25 protein-coding genes are annotated in these 22,761 nt (G+C 63.0%); 7 read left to right on the forward strand and 18 right to left on the reverse strand.

Annotation, left to right across the window (positions count from 1 at the left end; genetic code table 11):
- The first annotated feature begins 166 nt into the window (after positions 1-166).
- Entirely contained in the window at positions 167-451 is a 285-nt protein-coding gene (locus tag AC1DXN_RS17630) for a PilZ domain-containing protein (protein ID WP_477277078.1), read from the forward strand.
- Positions 452-611: 160 nt separating this feature from the next.
- Here AC1DXN_RS17630 and AC1DXN_RS17635 read toward each other — a convergent pair whose 3' ends face one another.
- Positions 612-1,106 carry a MarR family winged helix-turn-helix transcriptional regulator gene (locus AC1DXN_RS17635; protein ID WP_477277080.1) on the reverse strand — a complete coding sequence of 165 codons (495 nt, stop codon included), beginning with the start codon at positions 1,104-1,106 and terminating at the stop codon, positions 612-614.
- 54 nt (positions 1,107-1,160) lie between these two features.
- Between AC1DXN_RS17635 and AC1DXN_RS17640 the strand changes: the two genes are divergently transcribed.
- On the forward strand, positions 1,161-1,583 hold the full coding sequence (locus tag AC1DXN_RS17640) for a cupin domain-containing protein (RefSeq protein ID WP_477277082.1): 423 nt from the start codon (positions 1,161-1,163) through the stop codon (positions 1,581-1,583).
- Positions 1,584-1,700: 117 nt separating this feature from the next.
- Here AC1DXN_RS17640 and AC1DXN_RS17645 read toward each other — a convergent pair whose 3' ends face one another.
- Complete coding sequence (locus AC1DXN_RS17645) at positions 1,701-2,309, reverse strand: hypothetical protein (RefSeq protein WP_477277084.1); 609 nt, start codon at positions 2,307-2,309, stop codon at positions 1,701-1,703.
- 89 nt (positions 2,310-2,398) lie between these two features.
- Between AC1DXN_RS17645 and AC1DXN_RS17650 the strand changes: the two genes are divergently transcribed.
- Positions 2,399-2,758 carry a hypothetical protein gene (locus AC1DXN_RS17650; RefSeq protein WP_477277086.1) on the forward strand — a complete coding sequence of 120 codons (360 nt, stop codon included), beginning with the start codon at positions 2,399-2,401 and terminating at the stop codon, positions 2,756-2,758.
- A gap of 19 nt (positions 2,759-2,777) precedes the next feature.
- Here the strand turns inward: AC1DXN_RS17650 and AC1DXN_RS17655 are convergent, their stop codons facing one another.
- The 5 genes from AC1DXN_RS17655 to AC1DXN_RS17675 all read right to left on the reverse strand — a co-directional run bounded on the left by AC1DXN_RS17655 (position 2,778) and on the right by AC1DXN_RS17675 (position 6,582).
- Complete coding sequence (locus AC1DXN_RS17655; protein ID WP_477277087.1) at positions 2,778-3,746, reverse strand: DUF3592 domain-containing protein; 969 nt, start codon at positions 3,744-3,746, stop codon at positions 2,778-2,780.
- A 117-nt stretch (positions 3,747-3,863) separates the two neighbouring features.
- Entirely contained in the window at positions 3,864-4,133 is a 270-nt protein-coding gene (locus tag AC1DXN_RS17660; RefSeq protein WP_477277089.1) for a hypothetical protein, read from the reverse strand.
- 139 nt (positions 4,134-4,272) lie between these two features.
- On the reverse strand, positions 4,273-5,292 hold the full coding sequence (ilvC, locus tag AC1DXN_RS17665; RefSeq protein ID WP_477244814.1) for a ketol-acid reductoisomerase: 1,020 nt from the start codon (positions 5,290-5,292) through the stop codon (positions 4,273-4,275).
- A gap of 26 nt (positions 5,293-5,318) precedes the next feature.
- On the reverse strand, positions 5,319-5,969 hold the full coding sequence (locus AC1DXN_RS17670) for a TetR/AcrR family transcriptional regulator (RefSeq protein ID WP_477277269.1): 651 nt from the start codon (positions 5,967-5,969) through the stop codon (positions 5,319-5,321).
- 154 nt (positions 5,970-6,123) lie between these two features.
- Complete coding sequence (locus tag AC1DXN_RS17675) at positions 6,124-6,582, reverse strand: MarR family winged helix-turn-helix transcriptional regulator (RefSeq protein WP_477277091.1); 459 nt, start codon at positions 6,580-6,582, stop codon at positions 6,124-6,126.
- Positions 6,583-6,679: 97 nt separating this feature from the next.
- On the opposite strand from AC1DXN_RS17675, the gene AC1DXN_RS17680 reads away from it, so the two are divergent.
- Both AC1DXN_RS17680 and AC1DXN_RS17685 read left to right on the forward strand, forming a co-directional pair.
- On the forward strand, positions 6,680-6,985 hold the full coding sequence (locus AC1DXN_RS17680) for a Rieske (2Fe-2S) protein (RefSeq protein ID WP_477277093.1): 306 nt from the start codon (positions 6,680-6,682) through the stop codon (positions 6,983-6,985).
- Position 6,986: 1 nt separating this feature from the next.
- Complete coding sequence (locus AC1DXN_RS17685) at positions 6,987-7,718, forward strand: glutathione S-transferase family protein (protein ID WP_477277095.1); 732 nt, start codon at positions 6,987-6,989, stop codon at positions 7,716-7,718.
- On the opposite strand, the gene AC1DXN_RS17690 is transcribed toward AC1DXN_RS17685, so the two are convergent.
- Positions 7,666-8,901 carry an FAD-dependent oxidoreductase gene (locus AC1DXN_RS17690; RefSeq protein WP_477277096.1) on the reverse strand — a complete coding sequence of 412 codons (1,236 nt, stop codon included), beginning with the start codon at positions 8,899-8,901 and terminating at the stop codon, positions 7,666-7,668. The two genes, AC1DXN_RS17685 and AC1DXN_RS17690, sit on opposite strands and share 53 nt — an antisense overlap.
- A 71-nt stretch (positions 8,902-8,972) precedes the next feature.
- On the reverse strand, positions 8,973-9,362 hold the full coding sequence (locus AC1DXN_RS17695) for a winged helix-turn-helix transcriptional regulator (RefSeq protein ID WP_477277271.1): 390 nt from the start codon (positions 9,360-9,362) through the stop codon (positions 8,973-8,975).
- Between the two features lie 158 nt (positions 9,363-9,520).
- Between AC1DXN_RS17695 and AC1DXN_RS17700 the strand changes: the two genes are divergently transcribed.
- Positions 9,521-10,414 carry an SDR family oxidoreductase gene (locus AC1DXN_RS17700; RefSeq protein ID WP_477277098.1) on the forward strand — a complete coding sequence of 298 codons (894 nt, stop codon included), beginning with the start codon at positions 9,521-9,523 and terminating at the stop codon, positions 10,412-10,414.
- A gap of 46 nt (positions 10,415-10,460) precedes the next feature.
- Here AC1DXN_RS17700 and AC1DXN_RS17705 read toward each other — a convergent pair whose 3' ends face one another.
- The 3 genes from AC1DXN_RS17705 to AC1DXN_RS17715 form a co-directional block, all read right to left on the reverse strand.
- On the reverse strand, positions 10,461-11,501 hold the full coding sequence (locus tag AC1DXN_RS17705; protein WP_477277100.1) for an SDR family oxidoreductase: 1,041 nt from the start codon (positions 11,499-11,501) through the stop codon (positions 10,461-10,463).
- Positions 11,502-11,638: 137 nt separating this feature from the next.
- A complete protein-coding gene (locus AC1DXN_RS17710; RefSeq protein ID WP_477277102.1) occupies positions 11,639-13,558 on the reverse strand; it encodes a potassium transporter Kup in 1,920 nt (639 codons plus the stop codon).
- 103 nt (positions 13,559-13,661) lie between these two features.
- Positions 13,662-14,402, reverse strand: coding sequence for a pyridoxine 5'-phosphate synthase (locus tag AC1DXN_RS17715; protein WP_477277104.1), 741 nt, complete (start codon positions 14,400-14,402; stop codon positions 13,662-13,664).
- Positions 14,403-14,572: 170 nt separating this feature from the next.
- On the opposite strand from AC1DXN_RS17715, the gene AC1DXN_RS17720 reads away from it, so the two are divergent.
- A complete protein-coding gene (locus tag AC1DXN_RS17720) occupies positions 14,573-14,980 on the forward strand; it encodes a SpoIIAA family protein (RefSeq protein WP_477277106.1) in 408 nt (135 codons plus the stop codon).
- Here the strand turns inward: AC1DXN_RS17720 and AC1DXN_RS17725 are convergent.
- The 6 genes from AC1DXN_RS17725 to AC1DXN_RS17750 form a co-directional block, all read right to left on the reverse strand.
- Positions 14,973-16,100: an ATP-dependent DNA helicase gene (locus tag AC1DXN_RS17725; RefSeq protein ID WP_477277108.1), complete on the reverse strand. Its 1,128-nt coding sequence runs from the start codon at positions 16,098-16,100 to the stop codon at positions 14,973-14,975. The two genes, AC1DXN_RS17720 and AC1DXN_RS17725, sit on opposite strands and share 8 nt — an antisense overlap.
- A gap of 367 nt (positions 16,101-16,467) precedes the next feature.
- On the reverse strand, positions 16,468-16,818 hold the full coding sequence (locus AC1DXN_RS17730) for a nitrile hydratase accessory protein (protein ID WP_477277110.1): 351 nt from the start codon (positions 16,816-16,818) through the stop codon (positions 16,468-16,470).
- On the reverse strand, positions 16,805-17,464 hold the full coding sequence (nthB, locus tag AC1DXN_RS17735; protein WP_477277112.1) for a nitrile hydratase subunit beta: 660 nt from the start codon (positions 17,462-17,464) through the stop codon (positions 16,805-16,807). The genes AC1DXN_RS17730 and nthB overlap by 14 nt, the downstream gene beginning before the upstream one ends.
- A complete protein-coding gene (gene nthA, locus AC1DXN_RS17740; RefSeq protein WP_477277114.1) occupies positions 17,461-18,066 on the reverse strand; it encodes a nitrile hydratase subunit alpha in 606 nt (201 codons plus the stop codon). Before nthA ends, nthB begins: the two co-directional genes overlap by 4 nt.
- A gap of 62 nt (positions 18,067-18,128) precedes the next feature.
- The gene (locus AC1DXN_RS17745; protein WP_477277116.1) at positions 18,129-21,296 is read right to left on the reverse strand and encodes an efflux RND transporter permease subunit; all 3,168 of its coding nucleotides are present in this window, start codon (positions 21,294-21,296) and stop codon (positions 18,129-18,131) included.
- On the reverse strand, positions 21,293-22,558 hold the full coding sequence (locus AC1DXN_RS17750; RefSeq protein ID WP_477277118.1) for an efflux RND transporter periplasmic adaptor subunit: 1,266 nt from the start codon (positions 22,556-22,558) through the stop codon (positions 21,293-21,295). Before AC1DXN_RS17750 ends, AC1DXN_RS17745 begins: the two co-directional genes overlap by 4 nt.
- Positions 22,559-22,761 lie beyond the last annotated feature (203 nt).

A 22,761-nucleotide genomic window follows, 5' to 3' on the forward strand; every position in this document is an offset into this window, starting at 1 on the left:
TGGCGAATTCCCCACGGCGCCGCGCATCGCGGCGCCGTTTTTCGTGCAACAGGCACCACAAAATCTGCGCAGCATCCCCGACGCTAACGCTATGTTTATCCGACAGGTCTATCGATCAATTGATCAGACCGCTCCCCATGCGAGGATCGCCCGGGATTTTTGTGCGATGGCCGACGACGAACACAGAGACAAACGCAGGCAGCGTGTCCTCAAGGGCGCGACGATCCTGACCGGCCTGACCAATTCCGAGGTCAAATGCACGGTGCGCAACATGCATGCCGGCGGCGCCGAGCTGAAAGTGGCGGTTGGCGCGCGCGTGCCGGACGAATTCCTGCTCTATGTGCCAACCGACGGCATCGGCTACAAGACCTTGGTCCGCTGGCGCCGCGACGACCGCATCGGCGTCGAGTTCACCGGCACCGAGCCGAAACCTCACTGGCACTACGGCTGAGCGGAACCGCGAGCCAAGTGACGTGCAGCACGCCGCCGCGATCATTCGGCTAGAGCATGATCCCGAAAAGTGGGAACCGGTTTTCGGAAAAGATCATGCTCCAAAGAGATAGAGCCCCATCCCGATCCCATCGGGATGGAACAGGCTCTAGTAGCGACTGCTAGCCTGGATTTTTGAAGTCTTCCTCCTGCGCCCTCGCGGACAGCTGCTTCAACACGTCAAGGAAGCCGTTGAACCGCTCCTCACCGATCTCCTTCGCCCATTCCGCGTGCAACCGCCGCAGGCAGGTGAAAATCGTCTCGACAAGCTGCCACCCGCGCTCGCTCACATAGATGAGGCGCCGGTCGCTGCCCTCGGGAGAGCGCCGCTCAATATAGCCGAGCTCCTCGAGCTGGATGAGGAGGTAGTTGACCGCCTGCCTCGACATTCGCCTCTGGCGAGCCAGTTCCGACGGCCTTACGCCATCCGGAAGGGGATAGGAGAACACGGCGAAGTGAGCGTCCTGGAAGTCGGTGAAGCCGGCGGCATGAATGGCCTCGTGCATCTGGTTGCGAACATGCTGCCAGGTGATGCGCAGGAGAGCCCCGAAGAAGGGCGGGCGCAGCTGTCTGTCGGGCTCCGGCGGTTCTGCCGTCTGATTGGTCGTTGACAACATTGTAAAGTCCTTTTACAAATTCTGTAAAACCACTTTACAACAAGGAGCATGTCGATGGAAGCGGGTAGTACGCAGAGCGTCTTGAGGATCGGTGAGCTGGAATTGCGCTTCCTGGTCACCGACAAGGGTGCAACCGTGTTTGAATTCGTTGTCCCCTCCCGCGCCCGCGTACCGGCGCCCCACTACCATCAGGAGGCGGACGAAACGCTGTATGGGCTGGAGGGCATTTTGACGATCACCGTTGATGGCCGAAAGCAGGAGCTCGGCGCCGGCGATGCCATCTTCATTCCGCGTGGAAGCGTCCACCACCACGAGAACCTGCACGACGGTGTGTCGCGGACTTTGGCCGTGATGACGCCGGGGTCTATCGGGCGCCGCTACTTCGACGAGATTGCCGAGGTGATCAATGTCCCCGGCAAACCCGACCTGGCCAAGGCGAAGGAGGTCATGCTGCGCCACGGGCTGGTGCCCGCGTAGGTTCCCCAGCCGCGACGACCGCATCGGCGTGCTGTTCACCGGCACCGAGCCAAAACCTCACTGGCATTACGGCTGAACGCCCGGGAAGCGCGCTCTTTGCAGTCGGAGAACGCGCCTCTAGCCCGGCGGCAGGATTTTCAGTGTCTGCTCGTCAAACAAGGGTTCGTCCTGGCCGATGCGAACAAACAGTAACCTGCCCGGCTCGGACGATTGCACCTCGAAATACTGGATGCCGTCGGGGGCTTCACCCCATTCGCCGCAAGGCGGCTCACCAACCTCATCGGGATTGGCGAGGGCTTTCAACTCCTTGGCATAGGCGGCGTTGGGGCTGAAAATGTATCGGGTGACGCCCGCCGGCGTGGTCCCTTCGCTGTAGGGCTTCAGCTCGCAGCGCTTGGCGACGGCCTTATCCGTCTTCTCCTGGAATATGCGCTGCAATGCAGCCTCGGCGGCTTCACCGTGCCGGACATCGAAGACCTCGACCAGAGGATCGGCCGCGCCGCCATCGCTGTATTTGATGGCAAGTGCTCTGCCGACAAACTCGAAATGGATCTGGCGAAAGCCGAAATCGCAGCGCTGCACCCAGGCGGCAAGTCCGACGCCCTGGTCCGCCAGCCTTTCCCAGGCGCATTTGTCGACAGGCGGACGCGACGGCTTGCCTTTGGCGGCATGCGCCCCGCCAGACATGGCCACAAGCGCCAGCAGGGCGGGGGCGAACAATCTCACGCTTCTATTCATCGCTGCATCCAGTCAAGGTGAAGGCATCCCAGGCCGCGCTGTCCCAGGGTCGTGGCCAAAGGGAAAGAAATCCGGTGATGCAGCGTCTGATGGTGACGATCTCGATATGCGCATTTCTGGGCGGTCCTGCCCTCGGCGCCGAGCCCTATGTCGGCACCTGGTCGAGCGATCGGCTGAACTGCACGGCTGCCGCCGAGGTCCAGCGCCAGACCGTCTACACTCTTTACCGGAAAGCCCTTTCGGCTCCCGATCTCGGCTGCGAGCAGGCGAAATTTCGCAAGGACGCCACAGGCTGGCTGGTGCGGGCGAGCCAGTGCTACGGCTCCGATTCATCGGCCGAAGAGCCATTCTCCCGTGTCATCCATATCGTTACCGACCGAGCGCTGCTGCGGTTGACCTGGCCTGGCTTCGACAGCGGACCGCTGGTCAAATGCTGAAGACAGTCGACTTTGTCCCCTAGATCAGCCCGACGAGCAACGCTGCCCCGCCAAGGAAGCCGGCGGCCGAGACCCACAGAACCCAGAGCCCCAAGACCTTGCATTCGAGCACGGCCGCGGCGGGATTGGCGGGATCATAGTGCACATCGACCTTGCTGCCCTCGACATAGCGCTTCGCCTGGCCGCCGACGAGACTGGGCAGCGTGGCCGTCAGCTTTCCACCGAAGGCGACGCGATCGGCGCTGTAGCGCTGGCCGGCGACGCTATAGCTGTAGACGATTCGGGATTTGAAGACCGTGCGCCAGGGGCGGTAGCCACTGTTGCGGGTTTGAAATTCCTGCAGGCCGGACGTGTCGATGCGCCCGGCGGTGACAGGCCATTTGGCCGCCTGTTCCGCCAGCGACTTCTGGGCAAAGCCCATGCGCAGGATGAACAATCCCATGACCAGCAGCAGCACTGCGGCGCTAAGATTCTGCGGCTTGGGCAAATGCGGCCCGATCGCTTCCAGCGCACCGCCGACGGAAAAGACCAGCACGAGAGCGCCAACCACCAGGCCCACGGAGAGCGTGGCCATGAACTTGAAGGCGCCTTCGGGCATGGTGCGCTCGATCACGGCCTTGGCCGGATTGGACGGGTCGTAGAAAACGGTAACAGCGGCCCCCTTGGGAAACCGCGCCAACGTTTCAGGCACCTCGAAATTTCCGAGGTTCTCCTGCACGCTGTAATGCGAACTTTGAAATGACTTGCCGCCCACCTTGTACTGGAAGGTGATCGCCGGAAAGTTGCGGATCTCGGTCGAAGTGCTGCTGTCCGAGCCGGATCCCGAGCTCGTCACCTCGCGCGCCTCCACTCGTGACGAGATGATCTTGCCCGGCGTCGGCAACCAGCGACTGACCGCCCGCACCTCTCGCCACTTCAACAACGTCACAAGGCTGAGCCCACCGGCGACCAGGCATGCGAACCCGATCAACAGAAACTTGATATCCAACACTCACCCCCTGGCACTGCGTGCCCAATCGACATGTCGATTGGTCCTACCCCGCACACGCATAGCATGGATGTTGAGAACAACGCGTCTGTTCAAAAGACCTTGAGAGCGCGGGCCTCAGTCGACGAATTCGACGCCGACAAGCGTCATCGAGCGCCAGCACACGCGTGCTGCACGGCTTCGCGCCGCACCGTTGATCGCCAGATCGAACCCCGAAGGCACGCCGGTTGCATCGCCGAAGCTCAGCAGTGTCCCATTTTCGGACTCATTGCGCACGACGCCTTCCATCGTGCCAAAGCCTCTGTTGAAGCGCAGCACTGCGCCTTTGAGTGCGCGCCGCCGCCGATCCACGCGGCGCTCGCTGATCGCGTTGCTGTCAATTGTCATCTGCATCGTTCCAGCCCCGTTGTCGATGAGGACAGCGAAGCGAGTTTCGTGCCAGTCTCTTTCGTGCCGGAGTGGCACGATCGCAAAAAGCCGGCGGATCGCTCCGCCGGCTTTTCTTGTGCAGTGGTGAAATCGCGAACTAGTTCTTCGCCTTGTCGACCAGCTTGTTCTTGGAAATCCACGGCATCATCGCGCGCAGCTTGGCGCCGACTTCCTCGATCTGGTGGCTGTCATTGTTGCGGCGGATGCCTTTGAAGCGCGACATGCCGGCGCGGTATTCCTGCATCCACTCCGAGGTGAACTTGCCGGTCTGGATGTCCTTCAGCACGCGCTTCATCTCGGCCTTGGTGTCGGCGGTGATGATGCGCGGACCCGAGACATATTCGCCCCATTCGGCGGTGTTCGAGATCGAGTAGTTCATGTTGGCGATGCCGCCTTCATAGATCAGGTCGACGATCAACTTGACCTCGTGCAGGCACTCGAAATAGGCCATTTCAGGCGCGTAGCCGGCTTCCACCAGCGTCTCGAAACCGGCGCGGATCAGCTCGACAAGACCGCCGCACAAAACCACCTGTTCGCCGAACAGATCGGTCTCGCATTCCTCGCGGAAATTGGTCTCGATGATGCCCGAACGGCCGCCGCCGACGCCGCAGGCGTAGGACAGAGCGAGATCGAGCGCGTTGCCCGAGGCGTCCTGGTTGACGGCGACCAGGCACGGCACGCCGCCGCCCTTCTGGTATTCGCCGCGCACCGTGTGGCCAGGCCCCTTCGGCGCGATCATGACGACATCGACGGTCGACTTCGGCTCGATCAGGCCGAAATGCACGTTGAGGCCGTGGGCGAAAGCGATCGCCGCGCCGTCGCGGATGTTCGGTGCGATCTCGTTCTTGTAGATGTCGGCCTGCAATTCGTCAGGTGTCGCCATCATCATCAGGTCAGCCCATTTGGCGGCGTCCGCCACGCTCATCACCTTGAGCCCGTCGGCCTCGACCTTCTTGGCCGTCGCCGAGCCGGCCTTGAGGCCGATGGCGATCTCCTTGGCGCCGGAATCCTTGAGGTTGAGCGCATGCGCCCTACCCTGGCTGCCATAGCCGATGATGGCGACCTTCTTGCCCTTGATCAGGTTGAGATCGGCGTCGCGATCGTAATAAACACGCATCTTTTGCTTCCTTCCCGTTTTGAAAATCAGAGGCCCTGCGGCCCGGTTTTTGCTCCGTAGAGAGCGAGAAACTGCTGCGTCGCCCGCGCGGCATCGCCGCCGATTGCCGCTTCAGTCGATTCCAGCCGGTCGCCGAGCAGCAGACGGATCTGCACATCGCGGGCGACCAGCCCGAAAAAGGTCCGGAACGCCGTTTCGGCATCCGTAAAGTCGAGAAACCCCGCTTGCTTGCCCGCTTCCAGCACCGGCTTCAGCCGCCTCGCCAGCGCAAAGCGACCATTCTCCAGCACGATGGCGCCAAGATCGTCCTTGCCGGAACCCGCATGACCAACCGCCACGCGGTTGAGCGCGATCGAGGTGTCGCTGGAGATCACCTTGAGCCAGTCGCAAGCGAAGCGCTCGAGGCTCGCTGTCAGCGAGGCGAGATCGAGACCCTTGCGGTCGACCTGTGCCACCCGCACCTTCGAGGCCTGCCACTGCACCGTCGCCGTCAACAGCCCGTCGCGGTCGCCGAACCATTTGTAGAGCGTTTCCTTGGAACAGCTCGCCCGCCGCGCCACGGCGGTCATGGTCAAATGATCGCCCTCCTCGACCAGCAGGCGAAGTGCGGCATCCAGCACGGCCTTCTGCCGTTCTGTCAGTGCTTCGCTGCTGTCGATGTCGGCGCTTGCCTGCAACAAGACTGTTTCCTGCCCGATGATGTCTGGGGATTTACCCAGAGGCGTACCGTACGTTACGGTTCGGCATATTGCGCAATCCGGCTGCCGGTGCAAGAGCCGATACGGAAAAAATCACCAACTGCAGATGCCCAATGCCCGCTAAGGCCTTGGCTCAGTCGCTTGCGGGTGGAAGTCGCAGCCGTCCAAGCAGACCCGACAATGTGTCGAGCTCAACCGGCGAGAGCCTGGCGCCGACCAGTTCGGCGATCGACTTTCCATAGACCGCCCACATCTGGCGGCGCGTCTCGCGGCCCTTGGCGGTGATGCGGATGGTCTGGCCACGGCCGTCATCGGCAACCCTGAGCTTCTCGACCAGCCCATCGGCCTCGAGCCGCGCCAGCAGCCGCGAGATGTTGTATTGCGCAAACAAGGTGCGCTCGATGAGTTGGAACGGCCGCAGCCCACCCTCGCCCGCCTCGGCAAGCTCATGCAGCACATCGTACCAGGCAAGCGGCGGCAGGCTACCGGCCTTCAACGCGTCCTCGGCGCTTTCCACCAACTGGCGTGAAACCCGCATCAGGCGGGCCCAGCCTTTGATGGCCGCCGGCGAAGGCGTGGCTTTCTCTGTCATGGCCATACCCTAACCGATAGATGCAGTTGCATCAAGCTTGACGATCAATGCACATGCATCTATATAGATGCAATTGCATTAACTGAGGGAGAATCCGATGAAGCACGAAATCTGCAAACTCGCCGACATCCCGCAAGCAGGCAGCCTGATCGCGCCGTTCTTCGGCCGCGAGGTGCATGTCTACCGCAGCGGCGACCGGATCCGCGCCGCCGCCAATGTCTGCCTGCATTTCGGCGGACCGCTCGACTGCAAGGACGGCAAGCTCGTCTGCCAGTGGCACGGCGCCTCGTTCGATATGGAAAGCGGCGACCGCCTCGAAGGCCCGGCGCCAAAAGCCTCCCGGCTGATGTTCCTCTCCACCCGCGTCGAGGACGGCGCCCTGAACTATGTCTGGGGAGAGTGAGATGACCGACAAGTTCATCCTGGTCAGCCACCATCTCTGTCCCTATGTGCAGCGCGCGGCGATTTCGCTGGCCGAGAAGGGCGTGCCGTTCGAGCGCGTCACCATCGATCTTGCCAACAAGCCGGACTGGTTCAAGGCGATGTCGCCGCTCGGCAAGGTCCCGCTGCTGCGCGTGCGGCATGAAAGCGACGAAACGGTAATTTTCGAATCGGCCGTCATCCTCGAATTCCTCGAGGAAACACAGGACAACCCACTCCACCCTGCCGATCCCTATGCCCGCGCCCGACACCGCGCCTGGATCGAATTCGGCTCGGCAACCCTGAACGCCATCGGACGATTCTATTCGGCGCCGACGCAAGGATCCCTGCTTGCCGAAGCCGAGGCGCTGTCGGCGATGTTCGATCGTCTCGAAGCCGAACTCGCGGATGGTATCGATCGGTCAGGGCCATGGTTCGCCGGCGAGCGCTTTTCACTCGTCGATGCGGTCTACGGCCCGATCTTCCGCTACTTCGATGCCTTCGACCGCATCGCCGATTTCGGCATGCTGAGCGGCAAGCCGCTTGTCCAGGCCTGGCGCAAGGCATTGGCCGAGCGCCAATCGGTGAAGAACGCGGTCGCCCCCGACTATCCGCAGCGCCTTGATGCCTTCCTGCTGGCCAAGGGCTCGCATCTGTCGGCCCTCATTCGCCGAAACGATCCAGCCACTTCGCTTCAACAAGCCCGATCCGCCTGAACGGATCGATCACGGTGCCGGCCACCATCGAGGCAAGCACGCTTGGCACTGGCGGGATTTTAGCGATGGTCGCCACCAGCCTGTCACGGAAAAAGGGCAGCATCGTTCCGTCCGACTGGTAGAATGGCGTCAGCGCCAGCGACAGCAGTTGAAAGACCCGGATATGCCATCGCCGCGCCCGGGCGTAGGCTTCCAGCGCCGCCTCGACGCTGTCCGCTTGTGCCAATGCATGGCTGAGCGCGGCCGCGTCGAGCAGCGCCATGTTAGCGCCCTGCCCGAGCTGCGGGCTGGTCGAATGCGCGGCGTCGCCGATCACCGCCAGCCTCCGGCCGGCCGGCAGCTTCATCGTGTGATGGCCATAACGCGCCAGCGACAGCTGGTCGAAACTGTCGATCTGGCTGGTGAACGCCTCGCACTCCGGCCATAGCGAAACCAGTCTTGCTTTCCAGGCGTCGAGTCCTGCTGCCCGAACCTGTTCGACATCCGCCGGCTTCAGACTCCAGAAAAACGCTGCCATCTTTTCAGCACTCGGCTCCGGCCGGCCGATCGGCAACACGCCGATCATCACGCTGGCCTTGTCGTAGCGCTGCAACAGCGCGTTCTCGTCAAACCCTTCGCGCCAGCCGAGCGACGCCCAGAACGCGCCGTAGGTAAGCGGCCGCGGCTCGGCTGGATCGTTCAGGCACTGGCGCAGCTTAGAGCGCGAGCCGCTGGCGTCGACGACGAGGTCGAACGGCCCTGCCTTACGGCCATTGTCGAAGATCAGGCTCGCCCGCTCGCCCACGTCCAGCGTCTCGATCTCGACGCCGGTTTCGATGGCTATGCCTTGGCGCTGCGCGGCGCGGAACAACACGTTGAACAGCGCCGCCCGATGCACCGCCAACCCAAAGCGTCCGCCGCTCTGCGCATCGTAGCGCACGGCGAGCACGGTGCGGCCGGTGCTGGCGTCGGCGCCATGCAGCCGGTCGATGCGGCTGCCAAGCGCCAGGATGTCGTCGAGCAGGCCAAGATCGGCAAGCACCGTCAGCCCGGTCGGCTGCAGGATCAGCCCGGAACCGACGGGCTTCGGCTCCTCGAAGCGCTCGAATACGGTGACCCGGTGCCCGGCGCGCTTCAGATAGAGAGCGGCGGCCAGTCCGGCCGGCCCGGCGCCGGCAATCGCGATGTCGAGAGAGATGCCCATTGCCCGCCGAGTCTTGCCCAGGCCGGACAATCCTTCAGCGGTGTCGCTAAATCAAGTTGCGGTCGGGGCTTTCACGCCTGGTCAGCATCAAAAACAGCCCGCGCATTGCGCACTGCATCGTGGTTGAGCTCGGCCCACTGGATCAGCTGATGCAAGGCGCCGAACATCGAGCGCCCCAGATCGGTGAGACTGTATTCGACGCTCGGCGGTTTGGTCGGAAACACTTCTCGATGCACATACCCATCGCGCTGCAGATCGTACAGCGTCTGGGTCAGCATGCGCTGCGAAATATCAGGCACCAGGCGGCGCAACTCGCCGAAGCGATAGTTTTTTTCGGCAAGCGCCATCATCAACAGCGAACTCCATCGGCTGCTAATGCCCTGGATCACATCGCGCACCGGGCAATCGGCAAGATTTCCGCCGCCGCTCTGCGCTTTGTAGATCTCGAGTTTCGACCTCAGATTGACGATGCTGCTGTCCACGGCTGGTTCCTTGCCTGTGCCTACCTCCCGTAAAACTGCCTTCTTTACGGGGGTCGGTCAATTCCTATTTTAGTGCTGGTCTCTTTTTGAGACCTATGTAGGCACCCGCCGCTTCGGCGCAACGACAGGACCTCCCAATGACCGAAACCCTTCTCGTCACCGGCGCCGCCGGCCAGCTCGGCCGCGGCGTCATCAATCATCTGCTGGACACGCACAAGGTTGCGCCGGCAAACATCATCGCCACCACTCGCAATCCCGAAAGCCTGGCCGATCTGGCGGCGCGCGGCGTCGTTGTCAGGGCCGCCGACTTCAACGACGCGGCCTCGCTGGAAAACGCATTCAAGGGTGCCGACAGGGTGCTGATCATTTCGACCAGCGATCTCGACATCAAAAGCGGCAGGCGTCTGAAGCAGCACGAGGCGGCGGTGACCGCTGCGAAGCAGGCCGGCGTTTCACATCTGCTCTACACCTCGATGCCCAATCCGGAGCCGGGTTCGCCGGTGCTGTTTGCCGGCGACCACTACGGCACCGAGCAGGCGATCAAAGCCAGCGGTATTGCCCATACGATCTTCCGCAACGGCTGGTACCAGGAGAACCTGTTCATGGCGCTGCCGCACGCCATTGCCTCGGGACAGTGGTATACGTCGGCAGGCGACGGCCGCGTCGCCCATGGTGCGCGCGACGACATGGCAGCAGCCATCGCCGCCGGCCTCGCTTCCGGTTCGACCGACAGCAAGACCTACACGCTGACCGGCCCGCAAGCCTATACGACGGCCGAGATCGCCGCCCTGGTCAGCGAAGTCACCGGCAAGAAGCTGGACGTCATCCAACTGCCTGAAGAGGCCCTGATCGAAGGCGTGAAAGCGGCCGGCGTTCCCGAGGATTTCGCAAGCGTCATCGTTTCCTTCGACACCAACACGCGCTCAGGCCGCATCGACCTGGTGACGGACGCGGTCGAGACGCTGTCCGGCAGGAAGCCGCAAACGCTCAAGCAGTTCCTCGAGGCCAACAAGGCCGCCCTGGCCGGCTGAAGCCTGCGCTGTGGGGAGCCGAACTCGAGTTCGGCTTCCCGCACTGCTACTTCGATCTCTTGAGCAATCCCAGCCGGACCAGGCTTTCGCCGGTTGCAACGATGGCCTCTTCCCGCGAGCGTGGCGCCCAGCCGAGCATGCGCATGGCCTTGGCCCCCGTCGCGTTCCTCGCCTTGCCGAGCTCGGTCACGATCTGGGCTGCCTGCCCGTCGAACAGTCCGACGATCCTCACCAGCCAATCCGGCAGCACTCGCGTCGGCACGCGCGAGGCCGCAGTGCCCAACCGGGCTTTCAGCGTTTGTGCAATCTCCAGCATCGTCATGAAATCGCCGCTGATGGCCAGGAACCGCTCGCCCTTGGCGAGCGAATTGGTCATGGCGCGCAGATGCAGGTCCGCCACGTCCCGGACGTCGACCACGCCGAACAGCATGCGCGGCAGACCCGGCATTGCGCCGTCCATCAAGCGTCCTATGAACTCCGTGGAGGTCGAATGATCCGGTCCCAGGACCGGTCCGAAGATCCCGACCGGATTGACGACCGCCAGCTCCAATGCACCGCCTTGACCGGCAATGAAATCCCACGCTGCCCGCTCCGCCAGCGTTTTCGATTTCACATAGGCGCTGACCTTTTCCGCCAGGTTGCTCCAGTTCTCCTCCGTGAACGGACGGCCGGCAACCGGCGCCTGGCCATAGCCGACGGCGGCGAAGGACGAGGTCAGCACGACGCGCTTGACGCCGGCATCGCGCGCGGCCCGCAGCACGCGCAGGGCGCCTTCGCGAGCCGGGATGATCAGATCGTCTTCATGCCTGGGCACATCGGGCGGGAACGGCGAAGCGACATGAAGAACATACGCGCATCCGGCGACGGCTTCCGGCCAACCCGTGTCGGTCATCAGATCGGCATAGGCGAATGAAAGCGCTTCGCCGGGCTCGGCGCCGCCGACCTTCAACATAGCGAGAACATCGGCTTCACGCTTGGCTGATCGCACCGTGGTGCGCACGCGGTAGCCTGCATCCAGCAAAGCCAGGATGCAGTGAGCGCCGAGAAAACCCGATCCGCCGGTAACAAGCACCAGTTCGCCGCTCATGCCCGCCTCCGCGATGATCCAGAGCAATTCCAGGAAAAGTGTGAAACGGTTTTCCGACCGGAATTGCGTTAAAACAACGAGATAGAGCGGCTCTGCGTTTCCGTGAAACGATGAACCGCTCTATGCGTTCGAGACCCTCAAATCGCCACCTGCGTTCCGATCTCGACCACGCGCCCGGTGGGGATCTGGAAATACTCCGTCGCATCGGCGGCGGTGCGCGCCAGGCCGATGAACAGCTTGTCCTGCCACACCGGCATGCCGGAATTGGGCGAAGCCTTGAGCGAACGCCGCGACAGGAAGAACGACGTGGTCATGATGTCGAACTTCCAGCCCTGCTTGCGGCAGATCGCCAGCGCGCGCGGAATGTTGGGCTGTTCCATATAACCGAAGGTCAGCGTCACCCGCATGAACAGCTCGTTGACCGTCTCCATTTTGACGCGCTCGCTGTCGGGCACCACGGGCTGCGGCGCCGTCACTACCGAAAGGATGACGTTTTGTTCGTGCAGCACCTTGTAGTGCTTCAGGCTGTGCATCAACGCGGTCGGCGCGCTTTGCGGGTCGCTGGTCAGGAACACGGCCGTGCCGGACACCAGCTGCGGCTTCTTCTTCAGCAAATTGGCGGCAAGGAAATCGAGCGGGATCTCGTTCCTGCGTGTCTTGTCGAACAGATAGCGGCTGCCGCGCACCCAGGTCGCCATGGCCAGAACGATGGTGAAGGCCACCGCCAGCGACGCCCAGCCGCCCTCGAACACCTTGACGATGTTGGAGGCGAAGAAACCGATGTCGATGAAGGCGAATACCGACGTCATTGCGATTGCCGCCCAGAGGTTCCATTTCCAGATACGCGTCATGATGACGAAGAGCAGCACCGTCGTCACCAGCATGTTGCCGGTCACCGAGATACCGTAGGCCGAGGCCAGCTTGCTGGATTCACCGAAGCCAACCACCAGAAGCATCACCACCAGCGCCAGCAAGAGGTTGACGCGCGGCATGTAGATCTGGCCGGACTGTCTTTCCGACGTATGCAGGATTTCCAGGCGCGGCAGCATGTTGAGCTGCACCGCCTGCCTGGTCAGGGAGAAGGCGCCCGAAATCACCGCCTGGCTGGCGATCACGGTGGCGGCGGTCGCCAGCACCACCATGGGTATCAGCGACCAGCCTTGGTTCATTTCGAAGAACGGATGGCCGACGATGCCGCCATTGGCGAGGATAAATGCACCTTGCCCCGCATAGTTGAGCAGCAAACATGGAAATACGATCGCCAGCCAGGCGAGCACGATCGGCTTGCGGCCGAAATGGCCAAGGTCGGCATAGAGCGCCTCGGCGCCAGTGACGGCGAGGAAGACGGCGCCGATGGTCACAAAGGAAACGTCGGGCGAATTGATCAGGAAGGCGACGATATAGTGTGGACTGATTGCCCACAGGATTTCCGGATCTGTGATGATGTGGTTGAGGCCGGAAAGGCCGATGGCAAGGAACCATACGGCGGTCACCGGGCCGAATACCAGGCCCACACCGCCCGTGCCGAACCGTTGCACGGCGAACACCACGGCGAGAATGAGCAATGTGAGCGGCACCACATAAGGCTGGAAAGCGGGCGTGACGACATTCATGCCTTCGACGGCGGAAAGCACCGAGATCGCCGGCGTGATGACGGCATCGCCGAAGAACAGCGAGGCGCCGATGATGCCGATGCCGAGGATCAACGCGGAGCGTGTCGGGAAACTGCCGCGTGCCAGCGCCATCAGCGACAGCACGCCGCCCTCGCCGCGGTTGTCGGCCCTGAGCACGAACATGATGTATTTTACTGTGACCGTAATCGTCAGCGACCAGATGATCAGCGATAGCACGCCGAGAATATCGCCGCGCTCGGCGACATTGCCGCCGGACGAGGCATGCAAAGCCTCACGGAGGGCATAGATCGGGCTGGTGCCGATGTCGCCATAGACCACACCGAGCGCGCCCAGCATCAACACCTTGGTGCTATGCTGTTCGATCTCTGGATGGCTCGATTGTTCGACGGGTTCTGCCTCACTACCAGTGTTGGTAAGGGCCATGGACGACACTCCGATAAGCGCGCGGTGCTCTACGCTTGCTGCGATGCAATATCAAGTGCCCTCACGTAATGGCTGCGATGCCTTAACGCCAGGGTTCTTCACTCTACCACCCGCAAGCTTTCAGAAACCGCCCCACCGTGCCGGCCATGCCATACTCCAACGCATCGGCTGTCAACCCATGTCCGATTGACACTTCGGCCAAGGCCGGGATGCGCTTTGCCAGTGCCGGCAAATTATTGACCACCAGGTCGTGCCCGGCATTAACCTGGAGCCCGGCAGCAAGGGCTGCGTCAGCGGTTTTTCCCAATCTTTCCAGCTCCTTGGCTGCTTTGGCGAAATCGGAATGGCAGCTGCCATAGGGACCAGTATAGAGCTCGATCCGGTCGGCGCCGGTATCACGCGCCGCCGTAATGCCTTCAGGATCGGAGTCGGAAAACAGCGATACGCGAACCCCCGCCTTTTTCAGGCGCTTGACGATGGGCGTGAGGAACGCAGCCTCGGCGACAAAGTTCCAGCCATGATCGGAGGTCGCCTGCGACGGGTCGTCGGGCACCAGCGTCACCTGTTCGGGCTGGTGCTTTTCCACGAGCACCAGAAAATCCTCATTCGGGTAACCCTCGATGTTGAACTCCGCTTTGGGGAACTCGTCGTCGATCAACGCCCTGATCTGAGGCAAATCGGAGTGCCGCGTGTGCCGTTCGTCGGGGCGCGGATGCACCGTCAGCCCATGCGCGCCGGCGGCAAGAGCAAGGCGCCCGAGCCCGATCACGCTCGGCCATGGCAGGTCGCGCCGGTTGCGCAGCATGGCGATGGCGTTGAGATTGACAGAAAGCTTTGCAGGCATGGGCTTCGGGTCCGGTTTGGTGCTTGTCGCCCAAAACTGCGCAGCGGTTTTGGGGCAACGACATGCATGGAAACAGAGATTTGCAGCGCATCTATACTGCCTTTGATGGGAACAGACAGGGGGTTTCGGGTGTTCCAGTTAGGTATGTGCCCTGCAAGCTGAGGACAGCCATGAATTTTCTCGACACTGTGCCGGCGATCCGCCGCATCGATACCGACCGCGAGGACCTTTTCGCCATCGAAATCGTTGGCCATGTCTCGGCCGCCGACGCGGAAAACCTGTTTGGTTTGCTGGAGGCAGCCTACGCACTCCACGCCCGAATAGACGCGCTGGTGCGGCTGATCGAGCACGAGGGCGTCGACTGGGCCGACATCGCGGACGACACGATAAAGCAGGGAACCGTCCACGCATTGGCTCATATCGGACGCTGCGCGGCGGTCGGCAAGCCGAACTGGGTCGCCGACGCGCAAAGCTTCCTGCCCGCTTCACCATCCATCGATCTCAGGCATTTCAGCGCCGCAGACGAAGCGGCCGCCTGGCTATGGCTCGGCGCCAAGCCGGTCGTATCAGCTACCTGACGATGGTCAGCCTCTCGGCGGCGCGGGTGATGGCGGTGTAGAGCCAGCGCTGGCGCGTTTCCTTGAACGCCCAGCTTTCATCGAAAAGCACGATCTCGTTCCACTGCGAGCCCTGCGCCTTGTGCACGGTCAGCGCGTAGCCATAATCGAAATCGTCGAAGCGCTTCTTCTGCTGCCAGGGAATATCGGCATCCGGATCCTCGAACGCCGATTTGAGCAGCTTGATCTTGGCGACGCCGCGGTCCGGATCGTCCTCTTCCGGCGACACCAGAAGGTTGATGCCGGGCTTCACCGTTTCGCGTGACGACGTCATCACCTTCCACAGCGAGCCGTTGAGCAGCCCCTTGGCCGGGTCGTTGCGCAGGCAGACCAGCTTGTCGCCGGCCTGTGGGTAGTCGGCGTTGAAGCCCTTCAACTCGCGCAGGCGCTGATTGTAGCGGCGGCGGGTGCGGTTGGTGCCGACCAGCACCTGGTCGGCCTTCAGCACCAGCTCCTGGGTAACGTCTTCCTTGCCGATCACTTGCGCGGTGCCATAGTCGCCGCGCATGAATTCGCGGCCCTCGCGCACGTCGAGCGCCAAGCGCAGGATCGGATTGTCGCGCGCCTGGCGGTGGATTTCGGTGAGCAGGATGTCGGGCTCATGGTCGGTGAAGAAGCCGCCGCCGGAGATCGGCGGCAACTGGCCGGGATCGCCGAGCACAAGGATCGGCGTGCCGAAACTCATCAGGTCGCGGCCAAGCTGCTCGTCGACCATCGAGCATTCGTCGATGACGACAAGTTTGGCGCGCGAGATCGGGCTTTGCCGATTGAGCGAAAAGGTCGGCGTCATCGAGGTCTTGCCGGTGACCTCGTCCGACACCGATTCCTCGCCCTTGGGCCTGTAGATCAGCGAATGGATGGTACGGGCATTGACCGCGCCCTTGGAGCGCAGCACCTGCGCCGCCTTGCCGGTGAAGGCAGCAAATTGCACCTGGCCATCGACATGTTCGGCAAAATAGCGCGCCAGCGTGGTCTTGCCGGTGCCGGCATAGCCGAACAGCCGGAACAGCTGCGGCCGGCCCTCTTTGAGCCAGCGCGCAACTGCCTGCAGCGCCTCATCCTGTTGGGGAGAGAATTCCATCAGCGCGAGAGACCGGATTCGCAAGGGAAAGACAAGGCCGCCACCATCAATGCCTTCAGGCGGTCAGGCTATCAGGGCTGATTTGGAACGTAAAGGGAACAAACGCAGCAAAGGAAGCAAATCGCACCCTGATAAAGGGCAACCGTCCGCGCTGCCCCCTCATTGCCCTGCCGGGCATTTCTCCCCGTATAGTGACGGGGAGAAAGGGCTGGCCGCATCCTCCTTGCCATCATGAGATGCTGGAGATTAGCGAAACCGTCGGCGACAGGCCCCCTCTCCCCGTCACTATACGGGGAGAGGATGCCGGCAGGCAGGTGAGGGGCAGCGCAAACGCCGCAAGGACTTCATCCACCGTCGAGAGACGAGCCTAATCGCCAAGCCCGGGATCATTCTCCAACAGGATCGGCTTGCCGTGCGGGGTCGCATGCGCGGCGCGTTCCCAGGCGGCGGCGAGCGTGTCGACATCGCTCTTGCCGGCGACGCCCTTGGCCGCCAGCAGCGTTTCCAGCGCCGCCAGCCAGTGCTCGTAATAATCGTGGCCGTCACTTGCGGCGTCCGGTCTCTTCACCTCGGCAGATAGCGCATCGGCCCATTCACTCCAGGAAAACAGGCCCTTGTCGTGCAGCGCCACCGTCATGGCAAAAGCTTCGGCCTGCCATGGCTCCGAAAAAACCGGTTCGTCGAAGCCTGCCGGCAATGCGCCCTCACGCCGGCTCAAGATAGCTCTCCCAGGCATCGATCGACACAACGAGCGTCGGGTCGGCGCCCTCACCCCAGATTTCACCACCGGTGAAAGCCACGGTATAAACCCATTGCGGATTTTCGCCCTGCCCACGCGCATTGCTGTCGGGAAAGACAAAACCGTCGCGCACTGCCTCGATAATTCCCTGCTTGCCGCGCGCATAGCGCGGTAGCCGCGTGTGGCCGGTGGGACTAAAATTCTTCGTCCGCACGGCCTGCCCTGCTTTGAATCGCGCCGGTGTCGCAACCGGACGATCGCACGGCCCACCCTTGGCCAGCACCGCCGGCACGTTTTCGGCCTTCAGCACGCGTTTGGGTGTCGCGGCGGGATCGACTGCTTTGCCGGCTGCGAGATCACGCTCGCTGATGAAGCCGTGGCGCTGCAACAGCACCTCCAGCGCCTTGATCCAGATCTGGTAGTAGCTTGATGAATAGTAGACGGCCGGATGCAGCGATTCCCTTGCGTGCCGGCTCTCATCGATGTTCCAGGCGCCCATGGCGCCGGCGGTCAGCGTCACACCAAGCGCCCGCCTCTCCCATGCGGCATGGAAATAGGGCTCGTCCGTTTCAGGCGCGACCGGCCCAAACCCCATCTGCCCGCCGAGATCCTGCGGCCCGTTCATGCCGGCTCTTTCGCCAGCGCTGTGCCGATCATCGCATCGCGGCTCACCAGATCGGCAAGCCGCTCCTCGTTCCAGCCCTCGGTACCCTCGGGCCGCATCGGCACCACGAGATAGCGCAGCTCGGCGGTCGAATCCCAGACGCGGATCTTTTTCGCCGCCGGCAATATCAGCCCGAATTCCTCCAGCACGCCGCGCGGATCGATCACCGCGCGCGAGCGATAGGGCGGCGCCTTGTACCAGACCGGTGGCAGGCCGAGCACCGACCACGGGTAGCAGGAGCACAGCGTGCAGACGACGAGGTTGTGGGTCTCATCGCTGTTGAACACCGCCTGCATGTGCTCGCCTTGCCGGCCGGTATAGCTCAGCGATTCGATCGCCGCCGTCGCATCCCGCTTCAGCCAGGCGGCAAAGTCCGCGTCGACCCAGGCCTTGGCCACCACCCTGGCGCCGTTGCGCGGGCCGATTTTCGTCTCGTAGGTGTCGACGATGGCGTCGATCGCCGCCGGATCGATCAGCCCCTTCTGGGTCAGGATCGTTTCCAGCGCGCGCACCCGCGCGGCAAAGGGGTCGAGTTCGTTGTCGTGGTCATGATCGTGTGCCATGGCCGCAAATTACGATCGGGAGCACGAGGCTGCAAGCACGACGGCTTGGGCCAGGACCGTCGCTATTCGGCGGCCGCCCTTTGCGGCTCGTCCAATGGCTCTTCTTTGGCGTCAAACAGCGAAGGCTGGTCGACGGCCTCGATCGGGCGCGGTTCGCTGCCCTGGGGCCGCGTCCACAGGCCAAGCAGCCAGCCGGAGAAGCGCTCCATGTAGACATAGATGACCGGTGTCACGAACAGCGTCAGCGCCTGCGAGGCGACAAGACCGCCGACGACCGCCACGCCGAGCGGCTGGCGCAGTTCGGCGCTGGCGCCGGTGCCGAGCGCGATCGGGATGGTACCCATAAGGGCTGCCAGCGTCGTCATCATGATCGGCCGGAATCGCATGATGCAGGCTTTGTGGATGGACTCGATCGGTGACATGCCGTCTCGTCGCAGCTCCAGCGCGACGTCGATCATCATGATGCCGTTCTTCTTGACGATGCCGATCAGCATCAGGATGCCGATGACGGCAATCACCGACAGGTCCATCCCCGCCAGCCGCAGCGCGACCAGCGCGCCCAGCACGGCCGAAGGCAAGCCGGTCAGGATGGTGAGCGGGTGGATGAAGCTCTCATAGAGGATGCCGAGCACGATGTAGATGGTGAGGATGGCGCCACCGATCAGCAGGCCCTGGTTGGCCAGCGAATCCTGGAACGTCTTGGCCGTGCCGGCGAAGCTGGTCGAGATCGTCGACGGCAGCCCGATCTTGTCCTTCAGCGCATTGATGCGCGTGACGCTGTCGCCTAGCGCCACGCCTTGCGGCAGATTGTAGGAGATGGTCACCGCCGGAAGCTGGCCGAGCTGGTTGACGGTCAAGGCGCCGGCGGTGCGATCGACACGCGCAAAGGCGCCGAGCGGCACCAGGCTGCCGCTGGCCGTCCGCACCTGGATGGCCAGCATTCTCTCGGGCGACCACTCGATCTTCGGATCGAGCTCCATGACCACCTGATAGCTGTCTGCCGAACCAAAAATGGTCGAGACCTGCTGGGTGCCGAAGCCGCCATAGAGGCTGGAGCGCAGCGTATCGGTGTCGATGCCGAGCGTTGCCGCCTTGTCGCGGTCGACCACCAGCGTCGCCTGCAAAGCGTTGTTCTGCAGATCGTTGGTGACATCGGTGAAGGCGCTGTGATCCGCGGCCATCGCATCCGACAGTTTTTGCGCCCAGATGTCGGTCGCGCCGGTGTCGAGGCCCTGCACGACGAGCTGATAGGCACTGGCGGAAGACCGCGATCCCAGGCGCAGGTTCTGCACCGGCTGCATATAGGCCTCGATGCCTGGGACAGTGGCCAGCTGCTTGCGCAGATCCGCCTGCACCTTCTCGATATTGGGGCGCTTGTCCTTGTCCTTCAACTGCACATAGAGCTGGCCCTGGTTCAGCGCGTTGCCGCCGCTGCCGGCCGACCACGCGACATGCGAGACATAGGGCGAATGCGAAAAGACATTCGCCACCTGGCCCTGCAGCTTGACCATGGCGTCGAACGAGATGTCCTGGCGGGCAATCGTCGTCACCGAAATCTGGCCGATATCCTCCTGCGGGAAGAAGCCCTTCGGCGAGATCTGGATCAGCCAGACCGACGCTGCCGCCGTGCCGATGAAGACCAGGAAAACCAGGAAATTGTGGCGCAGGCAAAACGTCAGCAGCCAGTCATAGGCGCGCGTGACGAAGTCATGCTTGCGACCTTCGCCATACGCGGCGTCCCGCTCGGCCTTCGACACCGACAGCAGCCGCGAGCACAGCATCGGGGTCAGCGTCAGCGAGACGAACATCGATGCCAGGATGGCGACCGTCACCACCACCGCGAACTCGTTGAAGATGCGCCCGATCACTCCGCCCATCAAAAGCACCGGGATGAACACCGCCACCAGCGAGATCGAGATCGAGATGATGGTGAAGCCGATTTCGCGCGCGCCCTTCAGCGCCGCTTCCATGGCCGACAGCCCGTCCTCCTCCATGTGGCGGAAGATGTTTTCCAGCATGACGATGGCGTCGTCGACGACCAGGCCGACCGCCAGCGTCAGCCCCATCAGCGAGATGTTGTCGATGGAAAAGCCGAACAGGAACATCACGCCGAGCGTGGCGATGAGCGAGATCGGCACCGCCACCGCCGGGATGATCGTCGCCGTGACACGGCGCAGGAACAGGAAGATCACCATCACCACCAGCGCGATGGTGAGCAGCAGCGTGAACTGAACGTCGTCGACAGCGGCGCGGATCGAGGTCGAGCGGTCGTTGAGCAATTTGATGCTGGCCGCCGCCGGCATCTGCTCCTCGAAGGACGGCAGCATCGCCTTGACGCGATCGACCACCTCGACGGTGTTGGCGTCGGGCTGGCGCTGCACGGCCAGAATGACCGCACGGGTGCCGTCATACCAGCTTGCCGTCGTCGTCGTCTGCACGGAATCGATGACGCGCGTCACCTCGCCGAGCCGTACCGGATGGCCGTTCTTGGTGGCGATGATCAGGTTGGAAAAGCCCGCGGCATTGGTTAGCTGCGTGTTGGCCGTGATCGTCAGCTGCTGCTGATCGTTCTGCAGCACGCCGAGCGGCGTGTTGCTGTTGGCCGAGGCGATAGCCGTCTGCAACTGGTCGATCGAGATGCCGCGCGCGGCAAGTGCTGTCGGATCGATCTGGATGCGCACGGCGTATTTCTGCTGGCCGAAGATCGAAACCTGCGCCACGCCGTCGAGCGTCGACAGCGACGGCGAGATCACGTTCTCGGCGAAGGCGTCGAGATCGGTCAACGGGACCGTGTCGCTGACCAGCGACATCAACAGGATCGGCGCATCGGCCGGGTTAACCTTGCGATAGCTGGGCGGGCTGGTCATCTCCGGCGGCAATTGCCGCTGCGTGCGCGCGATCGCCGCCTGCACGTCCGCCGCCGCGGCATCGATGTCGCGGTCGAGCACGAACTGGATGGCGATCGAGGTCGAGCCGAGCGAATTGGTGGTCGAGATCGAATCGATGCCGGCGATGGTGGAGAACTGCTTGATCAGCGGCGTTGCCACCGAGGTCGCCATGGTTTCCGGCGAGGCGCCCGGCAGCGACGCCGAGACATTGACCACCGGAAACTCGGCGCTCGGCAAGGCGGCCACCGGCAGGAATTTGTAGGCAAACAGCCCGCCCAGAACGAGAGCGAACGACATCAGCAGCGTGGCGACAGGCCTGCGTATGCAGAATTCGGAAATCATGGACGCGCCCCGCCGGCTTTATCGGCGCTACCGGGCTTGTCGGCTTCCGCGACCTTCGGCGCCGCCTGGTCATCGGCGGCAGTCGCCTTGCCTTCGTGGATAGCGGCCCCATTCTTCAGCCTGGTCTGGCCCTCGACCACGACCCGCTCGCCGCTCTTCAGGCCCTGGCTGATGGCGCTGTTGCCGCCTTCGGTCAGCGCCACCTGAACGGGGCGCATCTCCACCGTGCTGTCGGCCTTGATGACATAGACGAACGGCCCCTTCTGGCTGGGCTGGACCGCAACTGTCGGCACGGACGTCATCTGCGGCATGGTGCCGGCATCGAGCACGACATTCACATACTGCCCGGGCCACAGCGACAGATCGGCATTGGGTATGCTCGCCCGCGTTGCGATCGTCCCGGAGGCCGTGTCGACGCTGGAATCGACGAAGTCGAGCGTGCCCTTGCCGATCGGCGCCGGGTTGCCGTCCTTGGTCAGCGTCACCCCGCCCACCAGCGGCGTCGCCAGCGCCTTGTGCAGCAAGGCGAGATCGCTTTCGGGAAGATTGAAGTTCACCTGCAGCGGGTCCATCTCGGTGATCGTGACCAGCGGCGTTGCGGTGCTGCTGTTGCCGTTGCTGGTGGTGACGAGATCGCCGACCGCGACGTTGACCGCGCCAAGCCTGCCGGAGATCGGCGCGGTGATGGTGGCAAAGCCGAGCTGCACCATATCGGCATCGAGCGTCGCCTTGTCGGCATCGACGGTGGCTGCGGCCGCCTTTTGCGCCGCGACCGCCTGATCGTAGGTTTGCTGCGTGCCGGCCTGCTTGGCGACGAGGTCCTTGGCACGCTGAAGATCCGACTGCGTGCTGGCGAGCAGCGCCTGGTCCTTGGCCAGCGTCGCCTGGTCCTTGGCCAGCTGCGCCTTCAGCGCGCGGTCGTCCAGTGAGAGCAGGACATCGCCGGCCTTGACCATCTGACCGTCCTTGACGGCGATCGACACGATCTGGCTGGAAACCCGGGCGTTGATGCTGACGACGGCCGGAGACGAGACAAATCCGATGGCATAGCGCCGGATCGGGAAGTCGGCCGTCGAGGCGGTGGCGGCAAGCACTGAGGTCGAACGTGCGGCGTTTCCCCCTGCCGCCGGCTTGTCCGCAGCCGCCGTTTGCTTGCCTGCCAGTAATTGCTGAAGACTGCCCATGGCGGTGGGCGAAAGATAGAGCCAGGCCGCCACGACGCAGGCCACGGCCACCACCGCCAGAACGATCTTTCCACGCATCGACAACATGCCTTCTTCATCCGACACGCCGAAGCCGGTGGTCGCATTCTAGCGTAACTCGCAAGCTCTTGCCGCGATTTCGCCGAATAGATAGGACGCGCCTTTGTCGGAAAAGGGCCAAAACACGGCATTACGAAGATTTAATGTGCACTGCACAATAAGGCGGCAGTCGAACTAAGGTGTGTTGAGGTTCAGGTCAGGCT

It is taken from the genome of Mesorhizobium sp. P2_H9 (assembly GCF_056403215.1).

Bases quoted from the DNA above. Each gene is read 5' to 3' on its own strand.
- AC1DXN_RS17640 (WP_477277082.1), top strand. From the start codon at position 1,161: ATGGAAGCGGGTAGTACGCAGAGCGTCTTGAGGATCGGTGAGCTGGAA.
- AC1DXN_RS17720 (WP_477277106.1), top strand. From the start codon at position 14,573: ATGAATTTTCTCGACACTGTGCCGGCGATCCGCCGCATCGATACCGAC.
- AC1DXN_RS17650 (WP_477277086.1), top strand. From the start codon at position 2,399: ATGCAGCGTCTGATGGTGACGATCTCGATATGCGCATTTCTGGGCGGT.
- AC1DXN_RS17680 (WP_477277093.1), top strand. From the start codon at position 6,680: ATGAAGCACGAAATCTGCAAACTCGCCGACATCCCGCAAGCAGGCAGC.
- AC1DXN_RS17630 (WP_477277078.1), top strand. From the start codon at position 167: ATGGCCGACGACGAACACAGAGACAAACGCAGGCAGCGTGTCCTCAAG.
- AC1DXN_RS17715 (WP_477277104.1), bottom strand. From the start codon at position 14,402: ATGCCTGCAAAGCTTTCTGTCAATCTCAACGCCATCGCCATGCTGCGC.
- AC1DXN_RS17710 (WP_477277102.1), bottom strand. From the start codon at position 13,558: ATGGCCCTTACCAACACTGGTAGTGAGGCAGAACCCGTCGAACAATCG.
- AC1DXN_RS17675 (WP_477277091.1), bottom strand. From the start codon at position 6,582: ATGACAGAGAAAGCCACGCCTTCGCCGGCGGCCATCAAAGGCTGGGCC.
- AC1DXN_RS17635 (WP_477277080.1), bottom strand. From the start codon at position 1,106: ATGTTGTCAACGACCAATCAGACGGCAGAACCGCCGGAGCCCGACAGA.
- nthB (WP_477277112.1), bottom strand. From the start codon at position 17,464: ATGAACGGGCCGCAGGATCTCGGCGGGCAGATGGGGTTTGGGCCGGTC.
- ilvC (WP_477244814.1), bottom strand. From the start codon at position 5,292: ATGCGTGTTTATTACGATCGCGACGCCGATCTCAACCTGATCAAGGGC.
- AC1DXN_RS17725 (WP_477277108.1), bottom strand. From the start codon at position 16,100: ATGGAATTCTCTCCCCAACAGGATGAGGCGCTGCAGGCAGTTGCGCGC.
- AC1DXN_RS17700 (WP_477277098.1), top strand. From the start codon at position 9,521: ATGACCGAAACCCTTCTCGTCACCGGCGCCGCCGGCCAGCTCGGCCGC.
- AC1DXN_RS17660 (WP_477277089.1), bottom strand. From the start codon at position 4,133: ATGACAATTGACAGCAACGCGATCAGCGAGCGCCGCGTGGATCGGCGG.
- AC1DXN_RS17685 (WP_477277095.1), top strand. From the start codon at position 6,987: ATGACCGACAAGTTCATCCTGGTCAGCCACCATCTCTGTCCCTATGTG.
- nthA (WP_477277114.1), bottom strand. From the start codon at position 18,066: ATGGCACACGATCATGACCACGACAACGAACTCGACCCCTTTGCCGCG.
- AC1DXN_RS17750 (WP_477277118.1), bottom strand. From the start codon at position 22,558: ATGCGTGGAAAGATCGTTCTGGCGGTGGTGGCCGTGGCCTGCGTCGTG.
- AC1DXN_RS17705 (WP_477277100.1), bottom strand. From the start codon at position 11,501: ATGAGCGGCGAACTGGTGCTTGTTACCGGCGGATCGGGTTTTCTCGGC.
- AC1DXN_RS17690 (WP_477277096.1), bottom strand. From the start codon at position 8,901: ATGGGCATCTCTCTCGACATCGCGATTGCCGGCGCCGGGCCGGCCGGA.
- AC1DXN_RS17745 (WP_477277116.1), bottom strand. From the start codon at position 21,296: ATGATTTCCGAATTCTGCATACGCAGGCCTGTCGCCACGCTGCTGATG.